The organism is Streptomyces sp. NPDC018000, from assembly GCF_044328025.1.
Taxonomy (GTDB): Bacteria; Actinomycetota; Actinomycetes; order Streptomycetales; family Streptomycetaceae; genus Streptomyces.
On record NZ_JBIRGM010000004.1, the window covers coordinates 269,712 to 289,153 of the forward strand.

General features: G+C 70.4%; 14 protein-coding genes. 9 read left to right on the forward strand and 5 right to left on the reverse strand.

The annotated features are described in order from the left end of the window. Window positions 1-63: 63 nt before the first annotated feature. Together ACH4EW_RS12940 and ACH4EW_RS12945 are read left to right on the forward strand one after the other, a co-directional pair. Entirely contained in the window at window positions 64-1,422 is a 1,359-nt protein-coding gene (locus ACH4EW_RS12940) for a DUF692 domain-containing protein (protein ID WP_398255320.1), read from the forward strand. A 5-nt stretch (window positions 1,423-1,427) separates the two neighbouring features. Continuing rightward, window positions 1,428-2,453: a TIGR04222 domain-containing membrane protein gene (locus tag ACH4EW_RS12945; RefSeq protein ID WP_398255323.1), complete on the forward strand. Its 1,026-nt coding sequence runs from the start codon at window positions 1,428-1,430 to the stop codon at window positions 2,451-2,453. Window positions 2,454-2,647: 194 nt separating this feature from the next. Here the strand turns inward: ACH4EW_RS12945 and hemQ are convergent, their stop codons facing one another. Together hemQ and hemG are read right to left on the reverse strand one after the other, a co-directional pair. Beyond that, entirely contained in the window at window positions 2,648-3,361 is a 714-nt protein-coding gene (hemQ, locus tag ACH4EW_RS12950) for a hydrogen peroxide-dependent heme synthase (protein WP_398255325.1), read from the reverse strand. A gap of 4 nt (window positions 3,362-3,365) precedes the next feature. Continuing rightward, window positions 3,366-4,853, reverse strand: coding sequence for a protoporphyrinogen oxidase (gene hemG / locus ACH4EW_RS12955; protein WP_398255327.1), 1,488 nt, complete (start codon window positions 4,851-4,853; stop codon window positions 3,366-3,368). Between the two features lie 127 nt (window positions 4,854-4,980). Between hemG and ACH4EW_RS12960 the strand changes: the two genes are divergently transcribed. Then, entirely contained in the window at window positions 4,981-5,982 is a 1,002-nt protein-coding gene (locus tag ACH4EW_RS12960) for a DUF4349 domain-containing protein (RefSeq protein WP_398255329.1), read from the forward strand. Window positions 5,983-6,019: 37 nt separating this feature from the next. Further along, complete coding sequence (locus ACH4EW_RS12965) at window positions 6,020-7,408, forward strand: FAD-dependent oxidoreductase (protein ID WP_398255331.1); 1,389 nt, start codon at window positions 6,020-6,022, stop codon at window positions 7,406-7,408. Between the two features lie 290 nt (window positions 7,409-7,698). On the opposite strand, the gene hemE is transcribed toward ACH4EW_RS12965, so the two are convergent. Continuing rightward, window positions 7,699-8,772, reverse strand: a complete 1,074-nt coding sequence (hemE, locus tag ACH4EW_RS12970; RefSeq protein WP_398255334.1) for a uroporphyrinogen decarboxylase — start codon at window positions 8,770-8,772, stop codon at window positions 7,699-7,701. 91 nt (window positions 8,773-8,863) lie between these two features. On the opposite strand from hemE, the gene ACH4EW_RS12975 reads away from it, so the two are divergent. The 5 genes from ACH4EW_RS12975 to ACH4EW_RS12995 all read left to right on the forward strand — a co-directional run bounded on the left by ACH4EW_RS12975 (window position 8,864) and on the right by ACH4EW_RS12995 (window position 15,492). Further along, complete coding sequence (locus ACH4EW_RS12975) at window positions 8,864-9,523, forward strand: DUF3000 domain-containing protein (RefSeq protein ID WP_398255336.1); 660 nt, start codon at window positions 8,864-8,866, stop codon at window positions 9,521-9,523. Between the two features lie 231 nt (window positions 9,524-9,754). Continuing rightward, complete coding sequence (locus tag ACH4EW_RS12980) at window positions 9,755-10,417, forward strand: response regulator transcription factor (protein WP_093899280.1); 663 nt, start codon at window positions 9,755-9,757, stop codon at window positions 10,415-10,417. A gap of 117 nt (window positions 10,418-10,534) precedes the next feature. Next, a complete protein-coding gene (locus ACH4EW_RS12985; RefSeq protein ID WP_398255339.1) occupies window positions 10,535-11,809 on the forward strand; it encodes an HRDC domain-containing protein in 1,275 nt (424 codons plus the stop codon). Window positions 11,810-12,136: 327 nt separating this feature from the next. Then, the gene (locus tag ACH4EW_RS12990; protein ID WP_398255341.1) at window positions 12,137-13,366 is read left to right on the forward strand and encodes a thiolase family protein; all 1,230 of its coding nucleotides are present in this window, start codon (window positions 12,137-12,139) and stop codon (window positions 13,364-13,366) included. Continuing rightward, window positions 13,363-15,492 (forward strand): 3-hydroxyacyl-CoA dehydrogenase NAD-binding domain-containing protein, encoded by a 2,130-nt coding sequence (locus tag ACH4EW_RS12995; protein WP_398255344.1) that lies wholly within the window; start codon window positions 13,363-13,365, stop codon window positions 15,490-15,492. Before ACH4EW_RS12990 ends, ACH4EW_RS12995 begins: the two co-directional genes overlap by 4 nt. 177 nt (window positions 15,493-15,669) lie before the next feature. On the opposite strand, the gene ACH4EW_RS13000 is transcribed toward ACH4EW_RS12995, so the two are convergent. Together ACH4EW_RS13000 and dxs are read right to left on the reverse strand one after the other, a co-directional pair. After that, window positions 15,670-17,178, reverse strand: a complete 1,509-nt coding sequence (locus ACH4EW_RS13000) for an amino acid permease (protein WP_398255346.1) — start codon at window positions 17,176-17,178, stop codon at window positions 15,670-15,672. A gap of 174 nt (window positions 17,179-17,352) precedes the next feature. Beyond that, entirely contained in the window at window positions 17,353-19,281 is a 1,929-nt protein-coding gene (dxs, locus tag ACH4EW_RS13005) for a 1-deoxy-D-xylulose-5-phosphate synthase (protein ID WP_398256036.1), read from the reverse strand. Window positions 19,282-19,442 lie beyond the last annotated feature (161 nt).

Sequence of the window (19,442 nt, forward strand, 5' to 3'; positions counted from 1 at the left end):
TTCGGATTCACCACCACCCGGCAGGGCTATCAGCCCTGCACGGAGTGGAGGAGGGGGACGAGCATGAAGCTGGGAATCGGCATCGGCTGGCGGCCGGAGATCGCGGACGCCGTCGAGGCGCTGCCGGGGATCGACTGGGTGGAGGCGGTCGCGGAGAACATCTGCACCGGCCATCTGCCCGATTCGCTGGTGCGGCTCAGGGCGCGCGGTGTCACCGTCGTCCCGCACGGCGTCTCGCTCGGCCTCGGCGGGGCCGAGCGTCCCGACACCGGACGGCTCGCGGATCTCGCGGCCAGGGCCGAGCTGCTCGGCACGCCGCTGGTCACCGAGCACATCGCGTTCGTACGGGCCGGGGGGCCACGCACCGCTTCGCCGGGGCTGGAAGCGGGCCATCTGCTGCCCGTGCCGCGGACCTGGGACGCGCTGGACGTGCTGTGCGAGAACGTACGGATCGCGCAGGACTCGCTGCCGGTGCCGCTGGCACTGGAGAACATCGCGGCGCTGATCTCCTGGCCCGACGAGGAGCTGACCGAGGGACAGTTCCTGGCGGAGCTGGTCGAGCGCACCGGTGTCCGGCTGCTGATCGATGTCGCCAATCTGCACACCAACCACGTCAACCGCGGTGAGGACCCGGCCACCGCGCTCGACGAACTGCCGGTGGAGGCCATCGCGTACGTACATGTGGCGGGCGGCGTCGAGAAGGACGGCGTCTGGCACGACACCCACGCCCACCCGGTCACCGAGCCCGTGCTCGACGTCCTCGCCGAGCTGCGCTCGCGGGTCGACCCGCCCGGCGTCCTCCTGGAACGGGACGACGACTTCCCGTCGGCCGAGGAGCTGGCGGGCGAACTGATCACGATCCGCGCCACGCTGGCCCCAGGGCGTGTTTCGAAAGTCCCGTCCGGCCGGGGGCGGACGACGCTGCTTCCGAAACACGCCCTGGGCGCCGACGCGTCCGTGCACGCCGGGAATTCCGTGTCGCGATCTGGCCGGAGCCCCGGTCCGTCCCTGGAATCCGTGCGCGACCGGGCCGCGGTCGACCAGACCGCGCTGCTTTCCGCCCTCGTCGAGGGCACCCCCGCCCCGCAGGGCTTCGACCACCGCCGGCTCGGGATTCAGAGCCGTGCCCTGGCCGCCAAGCGGGCCGGGGTCGTCGCCAAGGTGGCACCCGAGCTGCCGGAGATTCTGGGCGCCGGCTACCGGGGCGCCTTCCTCGCGTACGCCAGAACCCGTCCCATGTCCGCCGGTTACCGGCGCGACGCGCTGGACTTCGCCGAGGCGCTGCTGATCGCCGGCGAGCCCGCCGACGACGCGGCACGGCGCCGGCTGACCCACTGGTGGCAGGACCGGGCCGCCGCCCGACCGCCGCGCCGCTCCACCCGGCTGATACGAGCGGCCCGCGCGGCCCTGGCCGGAAGGTGACCGGTATGAACGCCCTCGCAGTGCTGGTGGATCTCGGCGTCGTGGTCTCGTCGGTCCTCCTGATCGTGGGTCTGGCGCGTGCCCGTGGCGGGTCCGGCGGCTCCGTCCACGACCTCTTCGAAGTCGCTTTTCTGAACGGTGGCCCGGGCAGGGTGGTGGACACCGTGCTCACCGCGATGCAGACGGACGGGCGGCTCGCCATCGGTGGTCCCGGCATCGTCGCCGTCCAGCAGGTGGATGCCCGTGACTTGGTGGAGCGCGCGGTGCTCCAGGAACACGCCATGGCACCCAGCGGCGCGCTGCACACCCTGCGCTATGCGGTGATGCGGCACCCCGCGGTGCAGGAGATCGGCGACGGGCTCGCGGCCCGCGGCCTGCTGGCCGTGCCCGCCGCGAGACGGACGTGGTGTCGCTGGGGCATCGCGCAGGGGCTGGTCTGTGTGCTGGCCATTCCGGTCAGCTTCGTGGTGACGGCTACGCAGGTCATGGCCGAGGTCTCGCCCGACGTGGGCTTCTCCGTGCCGTTCGTCTTCAAGGTGCTCCCGGCCCTGCTCGTCGGTTCCCCGATCGGCTTCGTCTGCGCCGTTGTCGCCCGGGGGCGGGTCACCAAGGCGGGGCGTCGGGCCGCCGAGGCGTACCGCACCGCCCATGCGTACAACCCGCACCCGGCCCATCTGGTGGCCACGCGCGGACTGCGGGCCCACCCCGATCCCGCGCTGCAGGCTCAGCTGTCGGCGGCGGCCCGGATGCGCCCGGCCGGGCGGCCGCTGCTCTCTGGCTCACGGTCCTCCTCGTCCTCGGACTCCTCCGGCATGTTCGTCGCACCGGCGGTGTGGTGTGCCGGTACGGGCCCCGGCAACGGCAGTTGCGGAAGCTCCCATGACGGTGGCAGCAGCAGCGGAGGTGGCGGTTGCAGCTCGGGGTCGAGCTGCGGTTCGGGGTCCGGCTGCGGCGGGTCGAGCGGCTCCAGTTGCTCCAGCAGCAGCGGTTCCAGCTGCGGTGGCGGGTCCGGTTGTGGCAGCAGTTCCTGAGTGGCGGCGGCGTCCCGGTGGTCTCGCTGCTCGTCCGGTTCGGGCTGACTTCTCTGTAGGTTCCGGGGTCGCCGCAGGTGGGAGCCTGCGGCGAACCCGGAGCCGAACCCGGTGTCGCTGGAACGGCGGGCGGCGCGGAACGCGCCGGTGCCCGCCTTCTGATCTTCCGGGTTGGGGTGGTCGAAGCCCGCTCGCTACGCGAGCCCGGCCACCAGGTCTGCAACCGACTTCCTGCGCCCCGTGAAGAACGGAACCTCCTCGCGGACGTGCATCCGCGCCTCGGAGGCCCGCAGGTGACGCATCAGGTCGACGATGCGGTGCAGCTCATCGGCCTCGAAGGCGAGGACCCACTCGTAGTCGCCGAGCGAGAAGGAGGCGACGGTGTTGGCCCGGACGTCGGGGTAGCCGCGGGCCATCTTGCCGTGGTCCGCGAGCATGCGGCGACGGTCCTCGTCCGGCAGCAGGTACCAGTCGTAGGAGCGCACGAAGGGGTAGACGCTGATGTAGTTGCGCGGCGTCTCGTCGGCCAGGAACGCCGGGATGTGCGACTTGTTGAACTCGGCGGGGCGGTGCAGCGCCATGTTCGACCAGACCGGCTCCAGCGCCAGGCCCAGCTTCGTGCGCCGGAAGAGGTTGTACGCCTCCTGCAGCTCGTCCGCGGTCTCGGCGTGCCACCAGATCATGATGTCGGCGTCGGCGCGCAGACCGGAGAGGTCGTAGGTGCCGCGGACGGTGATGTCCTTCGCCGCGAGCTGGTCGAACAGCTCCTGGACCTCGTCGGCGTAACCGGTACGGTCCGCGGGCAGGACATCGCGCAGCTTGAAGACGGACCACAGCGTGTAGCGGATGACCTCATTGAGGTCCTTGGCCTTCTTGCCGGCGTTGGGAATCTTCTCAGGCGCACTCATACGGCTATTGTCCCGCCTCGCTCCGTGTGCCCTGAACCAGGGTCGACGTGGCGATGATCTCTTCCCCGGATCCGCCGGTGAGGTCGCGGGCGATCTCGTCCGCGGCACGGTGGGCGCTCGCGATGCACGCCGGGATGCCGACCCCGTCGTAGACCGCTCCGCAGACCCGCAGGCCGGGCAGCTTGGCGACCTCGTCGCGGATCCGGGCGACCCGGGAGAGGTGACCCACCGGGTACTGGGGCAGTCCGCCGATCCACCGGGTGACCTCGGTGTCCACGGGCTTCGCGGCCAGCCCGGTCGCCTCGGCGAGATCGCGCAGTGATACGTCGACCAGCTCGCTGTCCTCGCGGTGCAGATGGTCCTCCTCGCCGTACCGGCCGACGGAGGTGCGCAGGACGAACAGGTCGGGGGCGGAATCGGCGACCCAGTTCCACTTGTGGGTGGAGAAGGTGGAGGCCTTGATGGTGCGGCCGTCGACCGGCGGTACGAGGAAGCCGGAGCGCCCCTCGAGTGCGCCGGTGGCAGCCACGTCGGAGCGGCGGAACGCCATGGTGACGAGCGCCATCGACGCGTACTCGACACCGGCGAGCTCGGCGGAGGCGGCCGGGGACTCGGCGGCGAGCAGGGTGGAGGCGGACCATGCGGGGGCGGCCAGCACGACGCCGTCGGCGGTGATCACCCGGCTGTCCGTGCGGATGTCCCAGCCGTCGGTGGTACGGGTCAGGCCGAGGACGGGGGTGGCGGTCACGATCTCCCCGCCCGCAGCGCGTACGGCGTCGGCGACCGCGTACGGCAGGGTGCCGATGCCGCCGTCGATGCCCTGGAAGACCGGTCCGGTCTGCTGCAGGACCGCTGCCCGCTCCTGGATGCGCCGGACACCGTCGAGCAGCGAGCCGCCCTCCCGTACCACCTCGAAGAGCTGCGGTACGGCGGCGCGCATCGAGATCCGGTAGGCGTCGCCCGCGTACACACCGCCGAGCAGCGGTTCCACGAGCCGGTCGACGACCTCGCGGCCCAGCCGGTCGGCGACGTACGCACCGACCGCGACGTCGTCGCCGACGGTGGTCGGGGTGAGGTCGCGCTCCTGCGCGATGCGCGCGAGGCCCTCCGGGGAGAGCACTCCGCCGAGCGCCGCCGGGTCGCCCGGTACGCCCATCACATGGCCCTTGGGCATGGGCCGCAGGGCGTCGCGCGTCCAGACCGATGCGGCGGCCGTGGCGGGCGGCTGGAGGCGGTCACCGAGCCCGACGGCGCGTGCCAGGGCGACCGCTTCCGGGCGCCGGGCGAGCATCGACTCGGCGCCCAGGTCGACCTGGGTACCCGCGATCTCACCGGTCATGAGCTTGCCGCCGAGCCGGTCGGTGGCCTCGAGGAGGGTGACCCGCAGCCCTGCACCGAGGAGCCGGTGGGCGGCGGTGAGACCGGCGATGCCACCGCCGATGACGACGACATGACCCGTACCTGTGTCTGCGCGGTTTATTGAACGCTGCATGCCTCCACTCTCTCAAAGCCTGTTCCGAGTCCTGAACGTGACCGCTTCGAAACCGGTATCGGGCAACCCGCCCCCTGCCCCGCACGTCGAACCGGCACCATCAACCACCCGCCCCGGGAGAGCAGTTATGCAGACAGACCGAGCCATGCAGACAGACCGGCATCCTGGCCGTTCATCCGTCCGTCGTTCGCGCACGATCCTGGCCGCCGGGCTTCTGGCCGGCCTCCTCACGCTGAGCGGCTGCGGCGGCTCCGACGGTACGAGCGACGTGAGTTCCGGGGACGCCAAGAAGGCGATCGCCCCGGCCGGGCAGGGCGCCGCGGACTCCGCGGCCGAAAAGCCGGGGCAAAGGGCGGCGCCGGAGGGCGGCGGTTCATCGGCGGAGCTCAAGAAGCCCGACGCCCTGCCCGCCGGCACCCATGTCATACGTACCGCCTCGCTCTCCGTGGAGGTGAAGAGCGTGCCGAAGGCCGCCGCGGCCGCCCGCTCGGTCACGGAGAGTTCGGGCGGCCTGGTGGCCCGCGAGGAGACGGAGCGGATCGACGATACATATGAAATTTCACATATCGTGCTGCGTGTTCCGCAGGGCGAGTACGACGCGGTGCTACGGGATCTCGCGGGCGCCGGGAGGCTGTTGTCGCGCACGTCGTCGGCGAAGGACGTCACCGACCAGGTGGTCGACGTGGAGAGCCGGATCGCCACCCAGCGGGCGAGTGTGGCACGGGTGCGCAAGCTGATGGACCAGGCCGAGAAGATCACCGATGTGGTCGCGCTGGAAGGTGAACTGAGCAGCCGTCAGGCCTCGTTGGAGTCGCTGCTCGCCCGGCAGAAGTCGCTGAAGGACCGCACCACGCTCGCCACGATCACGCTCGACCTCTCCGAGCCGGAGACGGTGACGGAGGACGGCGACGACGACCCCGGATTCCTGGACGCGCTCGGCGGCGGCTGGCACGCGTTCGTCACGATGCTGCGGTGGCTCGCGATGGCGGTGGGCGCCGCGGCCCCGTTCCTGGCCGCGGCCGCCGTACTCCTGCTGCTGTGGCGGCTGCTGAAGGGCCGCCTGCCCGGACGCCGTGCGCCGCGGGCGCCCGAGCAGTCCGGGTCCTCGTCCACGCCCCCGGCGTCGTAGCGTGGTCCCTTCGGACTCGGTGTCGAAGGGACCAGGCATGACGGCGGAGAGACTGGTGGTCATCGGCGGTGACGCGGCGGGCATGTCCGCCGCGTCCCAGGCCCGCAGGCTCAAGGGTCCCGACGAGCTGAGCATCGTCGCCTTCGAGCGGAGCCACTTCACCTCGTACTCCGCCTGCGGCATCCCGTACTGGGTCGGGGGCGACGTCACGGAGCGGGACGACCTCATCGCCCGTACGCCGAAGGAGCACCGGGCCCGCGACATCGACCTGCGGATGCGCACCGAGGTCACGGAGATCGATGTGGCCGGACAGCGGGTGCGGGCCCTGGACCGGGAGACCGGTGAGTCGTACTGGACGGGCTTCGACAAGCTGGTGATCGCGACGGGGGCCCGGCCGGTGCGTCCGGCGCTGCCCGGCATGGGCGCGCCCGGGGTGCACGGCGTGCAGACTCTGGACGACGGGCAGGCGCTGCTGGAGTCGCTGGACAGGGTGGCGCCGGGGCGCGGGCGGGCGGTCGTCGTCGGGGCAGGCTACATCGGCGTCGAGATGGCGGAGGCGATGCTGAAGCACGGCTTCGAGGTGACCGTGCTCAACCGCGGCGAGCAGCCGATGGCGACGCTCGACCCCGACATGGGGCGGCTGGTCCATGACGCGATGGACGGCCTGGGCATCACCACGGTCAACCGGGCCGAGGTCACCGCGATCAGCACCGGCCCGGACGGCCGGGTCTGCGCCGTCGCCGCCGGCGACACCTCCTACCCTGCGGACGTGGTGGTGCTCGGTATCGGTGTGGAGCCGGAGACGACGCTGGCGCGCGCCGTCGGCCTCCCGGTGGGCCCGCACGGCGGCCTGCTCACCGATCTGTCGATGCGGGTCGTCGGGCACGACAACATCTGGGCGGGCGGCGACTGTGTCGAGGTCCTCGACCTGGTGGCGGGCCGTACCCGCCATATCGCGCTGGGCACCCATGCCAACAAGCACGGCCAGATCATCGGGGCCAATGTGGGCGGCGGCTACGGGACGTTCCCGGGGGTGGTGGGCACCGCGGTGAGCAAGGTCTGCGATCTGGAGATCGCCCGCACCGGGCTGCGGGAGAAGGACGCCCGCGCGGTGGGCCTGCGGTTCGTCACGGCGACGATCGAGTCGACGGGCCGGGCGGGCTACTACCCGGGGGCGCAGCCCATGACGGTGAAGATGCTCGCGGAGTACCGCACGGGGCGGCTCCTCGGTGTGCAGATCGTGGGCCGGGAGGGGGCGGCCAAGCGCGTGGACATCGCGGCCGTGGCGCTCACGGCCGGGATGACGGTGGACCAGATGACCGCCCTGGACCTGGGCTACGCCCCGCCGTTCTCACCGGTCTGGGACCCGGTCCTGGTGGCGGCTCGCAAGGCGGTGACGGCGCTGCGGCGGGCGGGCACCGCCTGAGAGCCTGTCGGGCGAACTCTGATCGGGCGGACGATCGAAGGTCACCCGACAGGCTCTGCGTGTGCGGTGCCCGGTGTCCTGCTCCGCTTACGACCTGGGGGGGCGATAGGGAGTGGATCAGGGAGCGTCGTCGTGCGGCTTCGATTGCAAGGCGGAGGAGAGAGTCGGATGGGGTCTCCCCTGGTCGAGCGAAGCCGAGAGCTCGGGGAAGGCGCATCGATGACCGACGACAACGCGGCAAGCGGAGTCGCAGGGCGGCGCGAGCCCGCTCCCTATCGGCCCCCAGGTCGTTAGCGCGCGGTCCGTTCGTGCACGTACTCCACGAGCCGCGTCAGGGCGTCCGGGTCCATCGACGGCATCACGCCGTGGCCCAGGTTGAAGACATGGCCCTCGAGACCGGCAGCCGCGTCCAGTACCTCCTGGGTCTTCTGCTCCACCGTCGCCGTCGGCGCGAACAGCACCGCGGGGTCGAGGTTGCCCTGGAGCGCCTTGCCGGGGCCGACGCGGCGCGCTGCCTCGTCCAGCGGCACCCGCCAGTCCACGCCGACGACATCCGCGCCCGCCTCGCCCATCAGGCCGAGGAGTTCGCCGGTGCCGACACCGAAGTGGATGCGCGGGACCCGGTACGGGGCGACGGCCTCGAAGACCTTCGCCGAGGCGGGGAGCACCGAACGCCGGTAGTCGGCGGGGGCCAGAGCGCCCACCCAGGAGTCGAAGAGCTGGACGGCCGAGACACCGGCCTCGATCTGGACCTTGAGGAAGGCGCCGGTGATCTCGGCGAGCCGGTCGAGCAGATCCGCCCAGAGCTGCGGGTCGCCGTACATCAGGGCCTTGGTGTGCTCGTGGTTGCGGGACGGGCCGCCCTCCACGAGGTAGCTCGCGAGCGTGAACGGCGCGCCCGCGAAGCCGATGAGGGGGGTGGAGCCCAGTTCGGCGGTGAGCAGGCCGATGGCCTCGGTGACGTAGCCGACGTCCTCGGGCGTGAGATCGCGCAGCCGGGCCAGATCGGCGCGGGTGCGGATCGGATCCGCGATGACCGGTCCCACGCCGGGCTTGATGTCGAGGTCGATCCCGATGGCCTTGAGCGGTACGACGATGTCGCTGAAGTAGATCGCGGCGTCGACCTTGTGGCGGCGGACGGGCTGCATCGTGATCTCCGCGACCAGCTCCGGGATCATGCAGGAGTCGAGCATCGGGATGCCCTCGCGCACCTTCAGGTACTCCGGCAGCGAACGCCCTGCCTGGCGCATGAACCAGACCGGTGTGTGCGGGACGGGCTCGCGCCGGCACGCCTTCAGGAACGCCGACTCATGGGTGGCGGATGTCTTCGTCTGCTGGCCCATGGGGCGATCGTTGGCACTCACACCAAGAATCTTCGCACGAGGCCGTAAGCAGCCGGGCCCGCCCGGGTGTCTCTCCCTGCACGAGGCTCCGGTTCCGCCTACTCTTCCCCGCATGGCTCCGGCTCAGGGACAGTTCTCCGATCAATCCGATGGCGCTGACAGCAAGGACAGCGCGGAGGGTGGATCCGTCCCGCCCGCGTTCCGGTCAGCGGTGGACGCGTTGCACTCGGCGCGGCTGCGCCCCGAGCTGGAAGTGGAGCCGACACGGCCGCCCAAGCGGCTCGCTCCGTTCGCGTACGCCCTGGAGGCCGCGGTCGTGGACGGCGAGGACGATCTCGCGGACGGCCGCCTCGTGCTGCTCCACGATCCGGCCGGGCACGAAGCCTGGCACGGCACCTTCCGCCTGGTGACGCTGGTACGGGCCGAGCTGGAGCCGGAGATGGCTTCCGACCCGCTGTTGCCGGAGGTGTGCTGGTCGTGGCTGACCGGTGCGCTGGAGGCGCGCGGTCTGTCGTACGGGGAGGCGGGTGGCACGGTGACCCGGACGGGGTCGCACTACTTCGGTGCGCTGGCCACTAGGCGTCCGGCGACGCAGATCGAGATCCGGGCGTCGTGGACACCGCGCGAGGGCCGTGGCGGGGTGCCCGACACGGCGGCACATCTGATGGCGTGGGGCGATCTGCTGTGTCAGATCGCCGGACTGCCCCCCTCCGGGCCCGCCGATGCTGCGGTGGTGACACTGCCCCAGCGGCGCGGCCCCCAGGCTCCCTGAATCCGGCCTGAACCTTTCCCCGACACCGCGCCACAACCGTCACAAAACCACCGGCATTTTTTTCGTACAATCGACCACACGTCTGATTTGCCCGAATTGTTACTCACCAAATAGTGATCTTCCTCTAAAGGAGGACGGGTCTGCTGCCGAAGAGGTCAATGACCCTTCAAGCACGGTTCGCCCCGGCTTCATCCCCGAGCCGGCCCGTCCCGCCACTCCCCAGGAGGCCTGGTGTCCGTTCTCCTAGAGCAGCCCGCAAGCCTGGTCGCCTACCGCCCGAACAAGCCGACGGCCATGGTCGTCGTGGCCGACCCGCGCGTCCGTTCCACCGTCACCCGCCATCTGTGGGCACTCGGAGTACGTGACGTCATCGAGGCGTCGTCCATCGCGGAGGCCCGTCCCCGCGTCGGCAATCCACGCGACATCTGTGTAGCCGACGTCCATCTGCCCGACGGTTCCGGGCTGACCCTGTTGTCCGAGACCCGAGCCGCCGGCTGGCCGAACGGCCTCGCCCTCTCCGCCGCCGATGACATCGGCGCCGTACGCAACGCCCTCGCGGGCGGCGTGAAGGGCTACGTCGTCACCGGCACCCGAACCAATATCGGCCACCCCACCCGTCCAGGCGTCGCTCCCATCGGCGCCACTGCCGCCCGTATGCACCGCCGCCCCCCCGGCACCCCGAGCCACCCGGGCGGCTACCGCGAACTGTCCGGTCGCGAGGTCGAGGTCCTCCGACTGGTCGCCGAAGGCCAGTCGAACAAGGCCATCGGCGTCTCCATGGGCCTGTCCGCCCTGACCGTCAAGAGCCACCTCGCCCGAATCGCCCGCAAGCTCGGCACCGGAGACCGCGCAGGAATGGTCGCCGTCGCCCTGCGAACGGGCATCATCCACTGAACCCGCACCTCCGCAAGGTACACACAGCCGTACGGACCGGCTGGTTTACATTCATCGGCGCCCGCCGACGGAACGTTCCGTCGGCGGGCGCCTTACATACACAGATACCCTTTACACGTGACCGACGCCCAAGAGACCGCAGCAGACACTTCACTGCGAACCACCGGGGGCGCCCCCCCGGACGACGTCGCCCCGGCGCCGATCCCCTTGCTCGAACCTCGAGAGGGCATTCCCCCGGTGGTGGCATCCGACGACGCCCTCGCCCGGGTGGTCGCCGCCTTCGCCGCGGGCTCCGGCCCGGTGGCCGTCGATGCCGAGCGCGCCTCCGGCTACCGCTACGGCCAGCGCGCCTACCTCGTACAGCTGCGCCGCGACGGTGCGGGCAGCGCACTGATCGACCCGGTCGGCTGCCCCGATCTGTCGGGACTGGGCGACGCCCTGCGCGGCAGCGAGTGGATCCTGCACGCCGCCACTCAGGACCTGCCCTGTCTGCGCGAAATAGGGATGACTCCCACCGGGCTCTTCGACACGGAGCTGGCCGGACGGCTGGCCGGCTTCCCGCGGGTCGGCCTCGGCGCCATGGTCGAGAGCGTGCTCGGGTACTCGCTGGAGAAGGGCCACTCCGCCGTCGACTGGTCCACACGCCCACTGCCCGACCCCTGGCTGCGCTACGCGGCGCTCGATGTCGAACTGCTGATCGATCTGCGCAACGCCCTGGAGGACGAGCTCGACCGGCAGGGCAAGCTGGAATGGGCTCGGGAGGAGTTCGACGCGATCGCCTCGGCGCCGCCCGCACCCCCGCGCAAGGACCCGTGGCGCCGTACCTCCGGCATGCACAAGGTCCGCCGCAGACGTCAGATGGCGGCGGTACGGGAGCTGTGGACCGCCCGTGACCAGGTCGCCCGGCGCCGGGACATCTCCCCCGGCAAGGTGCTGGGTGACGCAGCGATCGTCGAGGCGGCGCTCGCGCTCCCGCCGAACACGCATGCGCTGACCGCACTGCCCGGGTTCGGTCACCGCATGGGCCGCCGCCAGCTCGAACAGTGGCAGGCGGCCATCGACCGGGCCAAAGCACTGCCCGACGCCGAGCTTCCCCAGCCCGGCCAGACCCTCGCCGGCCCCCCGCCGCCCCGTGCCTGGGCGGACAAGGACCCGGCGGCAGCGGCCCGGCTCTCGGCCGCCCGCACCGCGGTGTCGGAGCTCGCCGCGCGGCTCCACATGCCCCAGGAGAACCTGATCACCCCGGACACAGTGCGCCGGATCTGCTGGGAGCCGCCGAAGAACCCGACCGCGGACGCGATCGAGTCCGCGCTCACCGGGTACGGGGCACGGCGCTGGCAGATCGAACAGGTGACCCCACTGCTGGTCCGAGCACTGATCTCGGCGGCCTGAGATCTCGCCGCCCAGGGTCGTATTCACGCCAGGTTGCACGGCCGCACGCCGCACTCTGTCCTCAGTCGCCGGACGGGCTGTTTTCACCGCCCCGTCCGGCGACTGCCGCTTTCCGGCGCAGGCTCGACACATCCGGCAGCCCACTGCCGGCACGTCCGGCGTTCGAGGACGAAACGGGCCTCGCGCCCGCCCCGCCCGCATGTGACCTTCGCCGCTCCCGTCACAGGGGCTGGGCAGTCTGGTTACCCGCAAGTAGCATGAGGGGAGTGGCGCGCCTGTGCGCGTGCCCCGCAGCAGTGCCATCCCGCACCCTGGAGGAGAGCCATCGTGCCTCGTACCATCCGGGACGTCGTCTTCGTCGACGGCGTCCGCACCCCGTTCGGCAAAGCGGGCCCGAAGGGCATCTACCACGAGACCCGCGCCGACGATCTCGTCGTGAAGGCCATCCGGGAGCTGCTGCGCCGCAACCCGGACCTGGACCCCGCATTGATCGACGAGGTCGCCATCGCCGCGACCACCCAGATCGGTGACCAGGGTCTGACGCTGGGCCGCACCGCCGGAATCCTGGCCGGTCTGCCGCAGTCCGTCCCCGGTTACTCCATCGACCGCATGTGTGCGGGCGCCCTGACCGCCGTCACCTCGACTGCCGGCTCCATCGCCTTCGGCGCGTACGACGTCGTCGTCGCCGGTGGTGTCGAGCACATGGGCCGTCACCCCATGGGCGAGGGCGTGGACCCGAACCCGCGCTTCGTATCGGAGAAGCTGGTCGACGAGTCCGCCCTGTTCATGGGCATGACCGCGGAGAACCTGCACGACAGGTACCCGCAGATCACCAAGCTCCGTGCGGACGAGTACGCGGTCCGCTCGCAGGAGAAGGCCGCCAAGGCGTACGCCAACGGCAAGATCCAGCAGGACCTGGTGCCGGTCTCGGTGCGCCGCACCGGCCCGGAGGGCGGCGAGACGGGCTGGGGCCTGGTCACCGCCGACGAGCCGATGCGCCCGGGTACGACCCTGGAGTCCCTCGCCGGTCTGAAGACCCCGTTCCGTGCCCACGGCCGGGTCACCGCCGGTAATGCCGCGGGGCTCAACGACGGCGCCACCGCCTCGCTGCTCGCGGCCGAGGACGTCGCCCGCGAGCTCGGCCTCCCGGTCAAGATGCGCCTCGTGTCGTACGCCTTCGCGGGCGTCGAGCCGGAGGTCATGGGCTACGGCCCGATCCCGTCGACCGAGAAGGCCCTCGCCAAGGCCGGGCTGACCATCGGTGACATCGGTCTGTTCGAGATCAATGAGGCGTTCGCCGTGCAGGTGCTCGCCTTCCTCGACCACTACGGCATCGCCGACGACGACGCGCGCGTCAACCAGTACGGCGGCGCCATCGCCTACGGTCACCCGCTCGCCTCCTCCGGTGTACGTCTGATGACGCAGCTGGCCCGCCAGTTCGAGGAGCAGCCGGAGGTCCGCTACGGCCTGACGACGATGTGCGTCGGCTTCGGCATGGGCGCGACGGTCATCTGGGAGAACCCGCACTTCGACAAGGCAGACGGAGGCAACAAGTGAGTTCCACCACTGAGCTTCTGAAGGGTGCGGCCGAGCTGTTCCCCGACGAGGTCGTCACGCAGGCGCACGTGCGCCACCTCGACCTTCCGGCCGGTGCGGGCCGCTTCGCCCTCATCACGCTGGACAACGGCCTGGACCACACCAAGCCGACCACCTTCGGACCGCAGTCGCTGGCGAACCTGAACACCGCCCTCGACCAGGTCGAGAAGGAGGCCGCCGAGGGTGAAGTCGTCGGTATCGGCATCACCGGGAAGCCGTTCATCTTCGCGGTCGGCGCCGACCTCAAGGGCGTCGAGCTGCTGAAGAACCGCGACGACGCGCTGGCCATCGGCAAGGGCGGCCACGACGTCTTCCGCCGTCTCTCCGGCCTCTCGGTCCCGACGTTCGCGTACTACAACGGCGCGGCGATGGGCGGCGGTGTCGAGGTCGGTCTGCACTGCTCGTACCGCACCGTCTCCAAGGCGCTGCCCGCGTTCTCGCTGCCCGAGGTCTTCCTCGGTCTGGTCCCCGGCTGGGGCGGCTGCGCACTGCTGCCGAACCTGATCGGTGCCGACCGCGCGGTCTCCGTCATCATCGAGAACTCGCTGAACCAGAACCGCCAGCTGCGGGGCAAGCAGGTCTTCGAGCTCGGGATCGCCGACGCGATCTTCGAGGGCGCGGACTTCCTGGAGCAGTCGCTGGTGTGGACGGCTTCCGTGCTGAACGGCACGGTCACGGTGGAGCGCCCCGAGGTCGACCGCGGTGACGCCTGGGACCACGCCGTCGCCCGCGGCAGGGCCATCGCCGACTCCAAGGTGCACGGCGCCGCCCCGGCCGCATACCGCGCGCTGGACATCATCGCCGCGGCGAAGGACGGCGACCTGAGCGCCGGCTTCGACGCCGAGGACCAGGCCCTCGCGGACCTGATCATGGGCGGCGAGCTGCGCTCCGGGATCTACTCCTTCAACCTGGTCCAGAAGCGCGCCAAGCGCCCGGCCGGTGCTCCGGACAAGGGCCTGGCCCGCCCGGTCACCAAGGTCGGCGTCGTCGGTGCCGGTCTGATGGCCTCGCAGCTGGCGCTGCTGTTCCTGCGCCGTCTGGAGGTGCCGGTCGTGCTGACCGACATCGACCAGGAGCGCGTCGACAAGGGTGTGGGCTATGTCCACGCCGAGATCGAGAAGCTGCTCGGCAAGGGCCGCATCAACCAGGACAAGGCCAACCGCCTCAAGGCCCTGGTCTCCGGTGTGCTGGACAAGGCGGAGGGCTTCTCCGACGCCGACTTCATCATCGAGGCCGTCTTCGAGGAGATCGGCGTCAAGCAGCAGGTGTTCGCGGAGGTCGAGGCGGTCGCCCCGGCGCACGCGATCCTCGCCACCAACACCTCGTCCCTCTCGGTCACCGAGATGGCGTCGAAGCTGCAGCACCCCGAGCGGGTCGTCGGCTTCCACTTCTTCAACCCGGTCGCGGTCCTCCCGCTGCTGGAGATCGTCCGCGGTGAGCAGACCGACGACGCCTCGCTGGCCACGGCGTTCGGTGTGGCGCGGAAGCTGAAGAAGACCGCGGTGCTGGTGAAGGACGCCCCGGCGTTCGTCGTCAACCGTATCCTCACCCGCTTCATGGGCGAGATCCAGAACGTCATCGACGAGGGCACCTCGGTCGAGGCCGCCGAGAAGGCCATCGAGCCGCTCGGCCTGCCCATGTCGCCGCTGGTACTGCTGGAGCTGGTCGGCCCGGCCATCGGTCTGCATGTCTCCGAGACCCTGAACCGCGCATTCCCGGACCGGTTCACCGTCTCCGAGAACCTGGCCGCGGTCGTCAGGGCCGGCAAGCGCGGCTTCTACGTGTACGACTCCGGGCAGCCGGAGCTGGACCCGGAGGTCGCCGCGCTCCTCAAGCAGGGCGATGTCGTCCTGTCCGAGGAGCAGGTCCGCGACCGCGTCCTGGACGCGGTGGCGCAGGAGATCGGTCTGATGCTGGACGAGGGCGTTGTCGCCGAGGCCCAGGACATCGACCTCTGTCTGATCACCGGCGCGGGCTGGCCCTTCCACCTGGGCGGCATCACGCCGTACCTGGACCGTGAGGGCGTGTCGGAGCGGGTGAACGGCAAGAAGTTCCTGGCGCAGGGCGTGGCGAGCGTTCCGGCGTAGCACCTGGTTTCTCAGTGGACGGGCCGTACGGGATCACCTCCGTACGGCCCGTCCGCTCATTCGGGCTCGGAACGACGGAGAGGGAGAACGGGTCGATCCGGAAGGACGCCACCCTTCCCGAGTCCGCCAAGAAGTCCCCCGCCACCGGCGGTTGACGACATGCCGGACGCTCCACGGCTACGGGGCATCGCCCTGCGCCATCCGGCTGTGGCTGCGTCCGTACGTGAAGTAGATGATCACGCCGAGGACCATCCAGATGGCGAACCGGAGCCACGTCTCGGCCGGCAGATTGAGCATCAGCCAGACCGAGGCGGCCACCGAGAGGATCGGGATGAGCGGCACCCACGGGGTGCGGAACGCGCGGTGCAGATCGGGGCGTGTACGGCGCAGCACCAGGACGCCCAGGGCCACGACGACGAACGCGAAGAGCGTGCCGATGTTCACCAGCGTCGCCAGTTCGTTGATGCTCGTGAAGCCCGCGACGATCGCGATGATCACGCCGAGCAGGATGGTCGGGCGGTACGGGGTGTGGAAGCGGGGGTGCGTCACGGAGAAGAACCGTGGGAGCAGACCGTCGCGGCTCATCGCGAAGAACACCCGAGTCTGCCCGAGCAGCAGGATCAGACAGACCGTGGTGAGGCCGATCGCGGCGCCGAAGCTGATGAATCCCGCGTAGGCGGGATGACCGACGGCCTTGAAGGCATCGGCCAGCGGGGCCTCGACCGACAGCTTGCTGTACTCCTCCATGCCCGTGACCACCAGTGACACGCAGACATAGAGCACGGTGCAGATGAAGAGGGAGGCGAGGATGCCACGTGGCATGTCACGTTGCGGAAGCTTCGTCTCCTCGGCGGCGGTGGCCACCACGTCGAAGCCGATGAAGGCGAAGAAGACGATGGAGGCGGCGGTGAAGATGCCCATGACGCCGAAGTTCGTGGGCGCATAGCCGAACATCAGCTGGACCAGCGGCGCGGTCAGTCCGGAACCGGAAGGCTGCGGCTGTGCCGGGGGGATGAAGGGCGAGTAATTGGCGGCCTCGACGAAGAACAGCCCGGCGACGATGACGATCAGGACCACGGCAAGCTTGATGGCGACCACGATCGTGGTGACCCGGGCGGACAGCTTCATGCCGAGCACCAGCACAACAGTCAGAACAAGCACCAGGATGAAGGCCAGGATGTCGAAGCCGAATCCTTTCGCCACATCGGTTCCGGAGAGCACTTCGGGCATGCTCCAGCCGAAGTTGTCCATCAGCGAGCGGACATAGCCGGACCAGCCGACCGCCACCACCGCCGTGCCGAGCGCGAACTCCAGCACCAGGTCCCAGCCGATGATCCAGGCGACCAGCTCGCCGAGCGAGGCGTACGAGAAGGTGTAGGCGGAGCCGGCGACCGGGACGGTGGAGGCGAACTCGGCGTAGCAGAGCGCGGCCAGGGCGCAGACGACGCCCGCGACCACGAAGGCGATGGCGGTGGCGGGGCCCGCGGTCTCCTTGGCGACCTTGCCGGTGAGCACGAAGATGCCGGTGCCGATGATGACGCCCACTCCGAAGACGGTGAGGTCCAGCGCGGAGAGGGACTTCTTGAGCGCGTGCTCCGGCTCCTCGGTGTCGCGGATGGACTGTTCGACCGTCTTGGTCCGGAACAGTCCGCCACTACTGGGTGGTGTGTCCTGCTGGGCAGTCACCGGCGTACCTCCACGCACTCGTCGTGTACGCCATGATTGGGACCGCGCCTTGAGCAAAGTGCCGTGTACCGGACGATTTCACGCGAACGGGCCGGTCGGACCACCCGTACAGGGTGTTCCGACCGGCCCATTGGCGGTGTCGCGTGCCGGTCGCGAGGACCGGGGCCGTACCGGTCAGTCGCGGACGGGCTCTATCACGGAGGCGCTGTCCGTGCCCGCCCCGTAGCGGCCGTCCAACTTGGCGACCAGGCCGGTGACCTGGCGGGCGATGTCCGGTGCGGTCAGCCCGATCTCGGCCATGACCTCGTTGCGGGAGGCGTGGTCGAGGAAGCGCGGCGGGATGCCGAAGTCGCGCAGCGGTACGTCGACCCCGGCGTCGCGGAGCGCCTGGGCGACTGCGGAGCCGACGCCGCCGGCCCTGCTGTTGTCCTCGACGGTGACGACGACCCGGTGCTGCTCGGCGAGCGGGGCCATGGCCTCGTCGACCGGCTTGACCCAGCGCGGGTCGACGACGGTCGTCGAGATGCCCTGGGCGTCCAGCAGACCGGCGATCTCCAGGCACATCGGGGCGAGCGCGCCGACGGAGACCAGGAGGACGTCCGGCCGGGTGGTGCCGGGCTCGCGCAGGACGTCCATCCCGCCGGCCTTGCCGACGGCCTTGACCGCCGGGCCGACGGCGCCCTTGGAGAAGCGGACCACGGTCGGTGCGTCATCGACCTCGACGGCCTCGCGCAGCTGGGCGCGCACCTGGTCGGCGTCGCGGGGCGCGGCGATCCGGAGCGTGGGCACGCACTGCAGGATCGACATGTCCCACATGCCGTTGTGCGAGGCGCCGTCGGTGCCGGTGATACCGGCCCGGTCCAGGACGAAGGTCACACCGCACTTGTGCAGCGCGACGTCCATCAGGACCTGGTCGAAGGCCCGGTTGAGGAAGGTGGCGTACACCGCGAAGACGGGGTGCAGTCCGCCGGTGGCGAGGCCGGCCGCGGAGACCGCCCCGTGCTGCTCGGCGATGCCGACGTCGTAGATCCGGTCCGGGAACTCCTTCTCGAACTTGGTCAGACCGACCGGCTGGAGCATGGCCGCGGTGATCGCGACGATGTCCTTGCGCTCCTTGCCGAGCTTGACCATCTCCTCACCGAACACGGAGGTCCAGTCGAGGCCCGAGGTGGCGACCGGGAGGCCGGTGTCCGGGTGGATCTTGCCGACGGCGTGGAAACGGTCGGCCTCGTCGAGCAGGGCGGGGGTGTAGCCGCGGCCCTTCTCGGTGAGGCAGTGCACGATGACGGGGCCGCCGAAGCGCTTGGCGCGCTGGAGCGCGGACTCCAGGGCCTCGATGTCGTGGCCGTCGATCGGGCCGACGTACTTCAGGCCGAGATCCTCGAACATGCCCTGCGGGGCGATGAAGTCCTTCAGCCCCTTCTTGGCGCCGTGCAGCGTCTCGTACAGCGGCTTGCCGACGACGGGGGTGCGCTCCAGGATGTCCTTGCCGCGGGCCAGGAAGCGCTCGTAGCCATCGGTGGTGCGCAGGGTCGCGAGGTGGTTGGCGAGGCCGCCGATGGTCGGACCGTAGGAGCGCTCGTTGTCGTTGACGACGATGACGAGCGGGCGGTCCTTGGCGGCGGCGATGTTGTTGAGCGCCTCCCAGGCCATACCGCCGGTGAGCGCGCCGTCCCCGATGACCGCGACGACGTGGTCGTCCTTGCCCAGCACCTCGTTGGCCTTGGCGAGGCCGTCGGCCCAGCCGAGCACGGTGGAGGCGTGCGAGTTCTCGATGATGTCGTGCTCGGACTCGGCGCGGGAGGGGTAGCCGGACAGGCCGCCCTTGCTCTTGAGCCTCGAGAAGTCCTGGCGACCGGTGAGGAGCTTGTGCACATAGCTCTGGTGACCGGTGTCGAACAGCACCTTGTCCTTCGGCGAATCGAAGACCCGGTGCAGGGCGATCGTCAGCTCGACCACGCCCAGGTTGGGGCCGAGGTGGCCGCCGGTCTTCGAAACGGCGTCGACGAGGAAGGTCCGGATCTCTTCGGCGAGCTGGTCCAGCTGCTCGGGAGTGAGCCGGTCCAGGTCACGCGGTCCACCGATGCGGGTCAGCAGAGCCACCCGTTCCTCCTTGCGTTCGAGCTGGTCGAGCATGCCGATCCGATGAGTCTAATGTTCCGTCCGCGCACGAGGTCATCGGGCGGGGTGTTCGGGACGTACTCGGTACGTGACCGTGGCACCGTGTGTACGCGCGAACACAGTTGTGCCCGGCACCACGGAGG

Excerpts from the sequence above, each read along its gene's own strand:
- hemQ (WP_398255325.1), bottom strand. The coding sequence starts at position 3,361 with ATGAGTGCGCCTGAGAAGATTCCCAACGCCGGCAAGAAGGCCAAGGAC.
- hemG (WP_398255327.1), bottom strand. The coding sequence starts at position 4,853 with ATGCAGCGTTCAATAAACCGCGCAGACACAGGTACGGGTCATGTCGTC.
- ACH4EW_RS12945 (WP_398255323.1), top strand. The coding sequence starts at position 1,428 with ATGAACGCCCTCGCAGTGCTGGTGGATCTCGGCGTCGTGGTCTCGTCG.
- ACH4EW_RS12960 (WP_398255329.1), top strand. The coding sequence starts at position 4,981 with ATGCAGACAGACCGAGCCATGCAGACAGACCGGCATCCTGGCCGTTCA.
- ACH4EW_RS12965 (WP_398255331.1), top strand. The coding sequence starts at position 6,020 with ATGACGGCGGAGAGACTGGTGGTCATCGGCGGTGACGCGGCGGGCATG.
- ACH4EW_RS12940 (WP_398255320.1), top strand. The coding sequence starts at position 64 with ATGAAGCTGGGAATCGGCATCGGCTGGCGGCCGGAGATCGCGGACGCC.
- ACH4EW_RS12975 (WP_398255336.1), top strand. The coding sequence starts at position 8,864 with ATGGCTCCGGCTCAGGGACAGTTCTCCGATCAATCCGATGGCGCTGAC.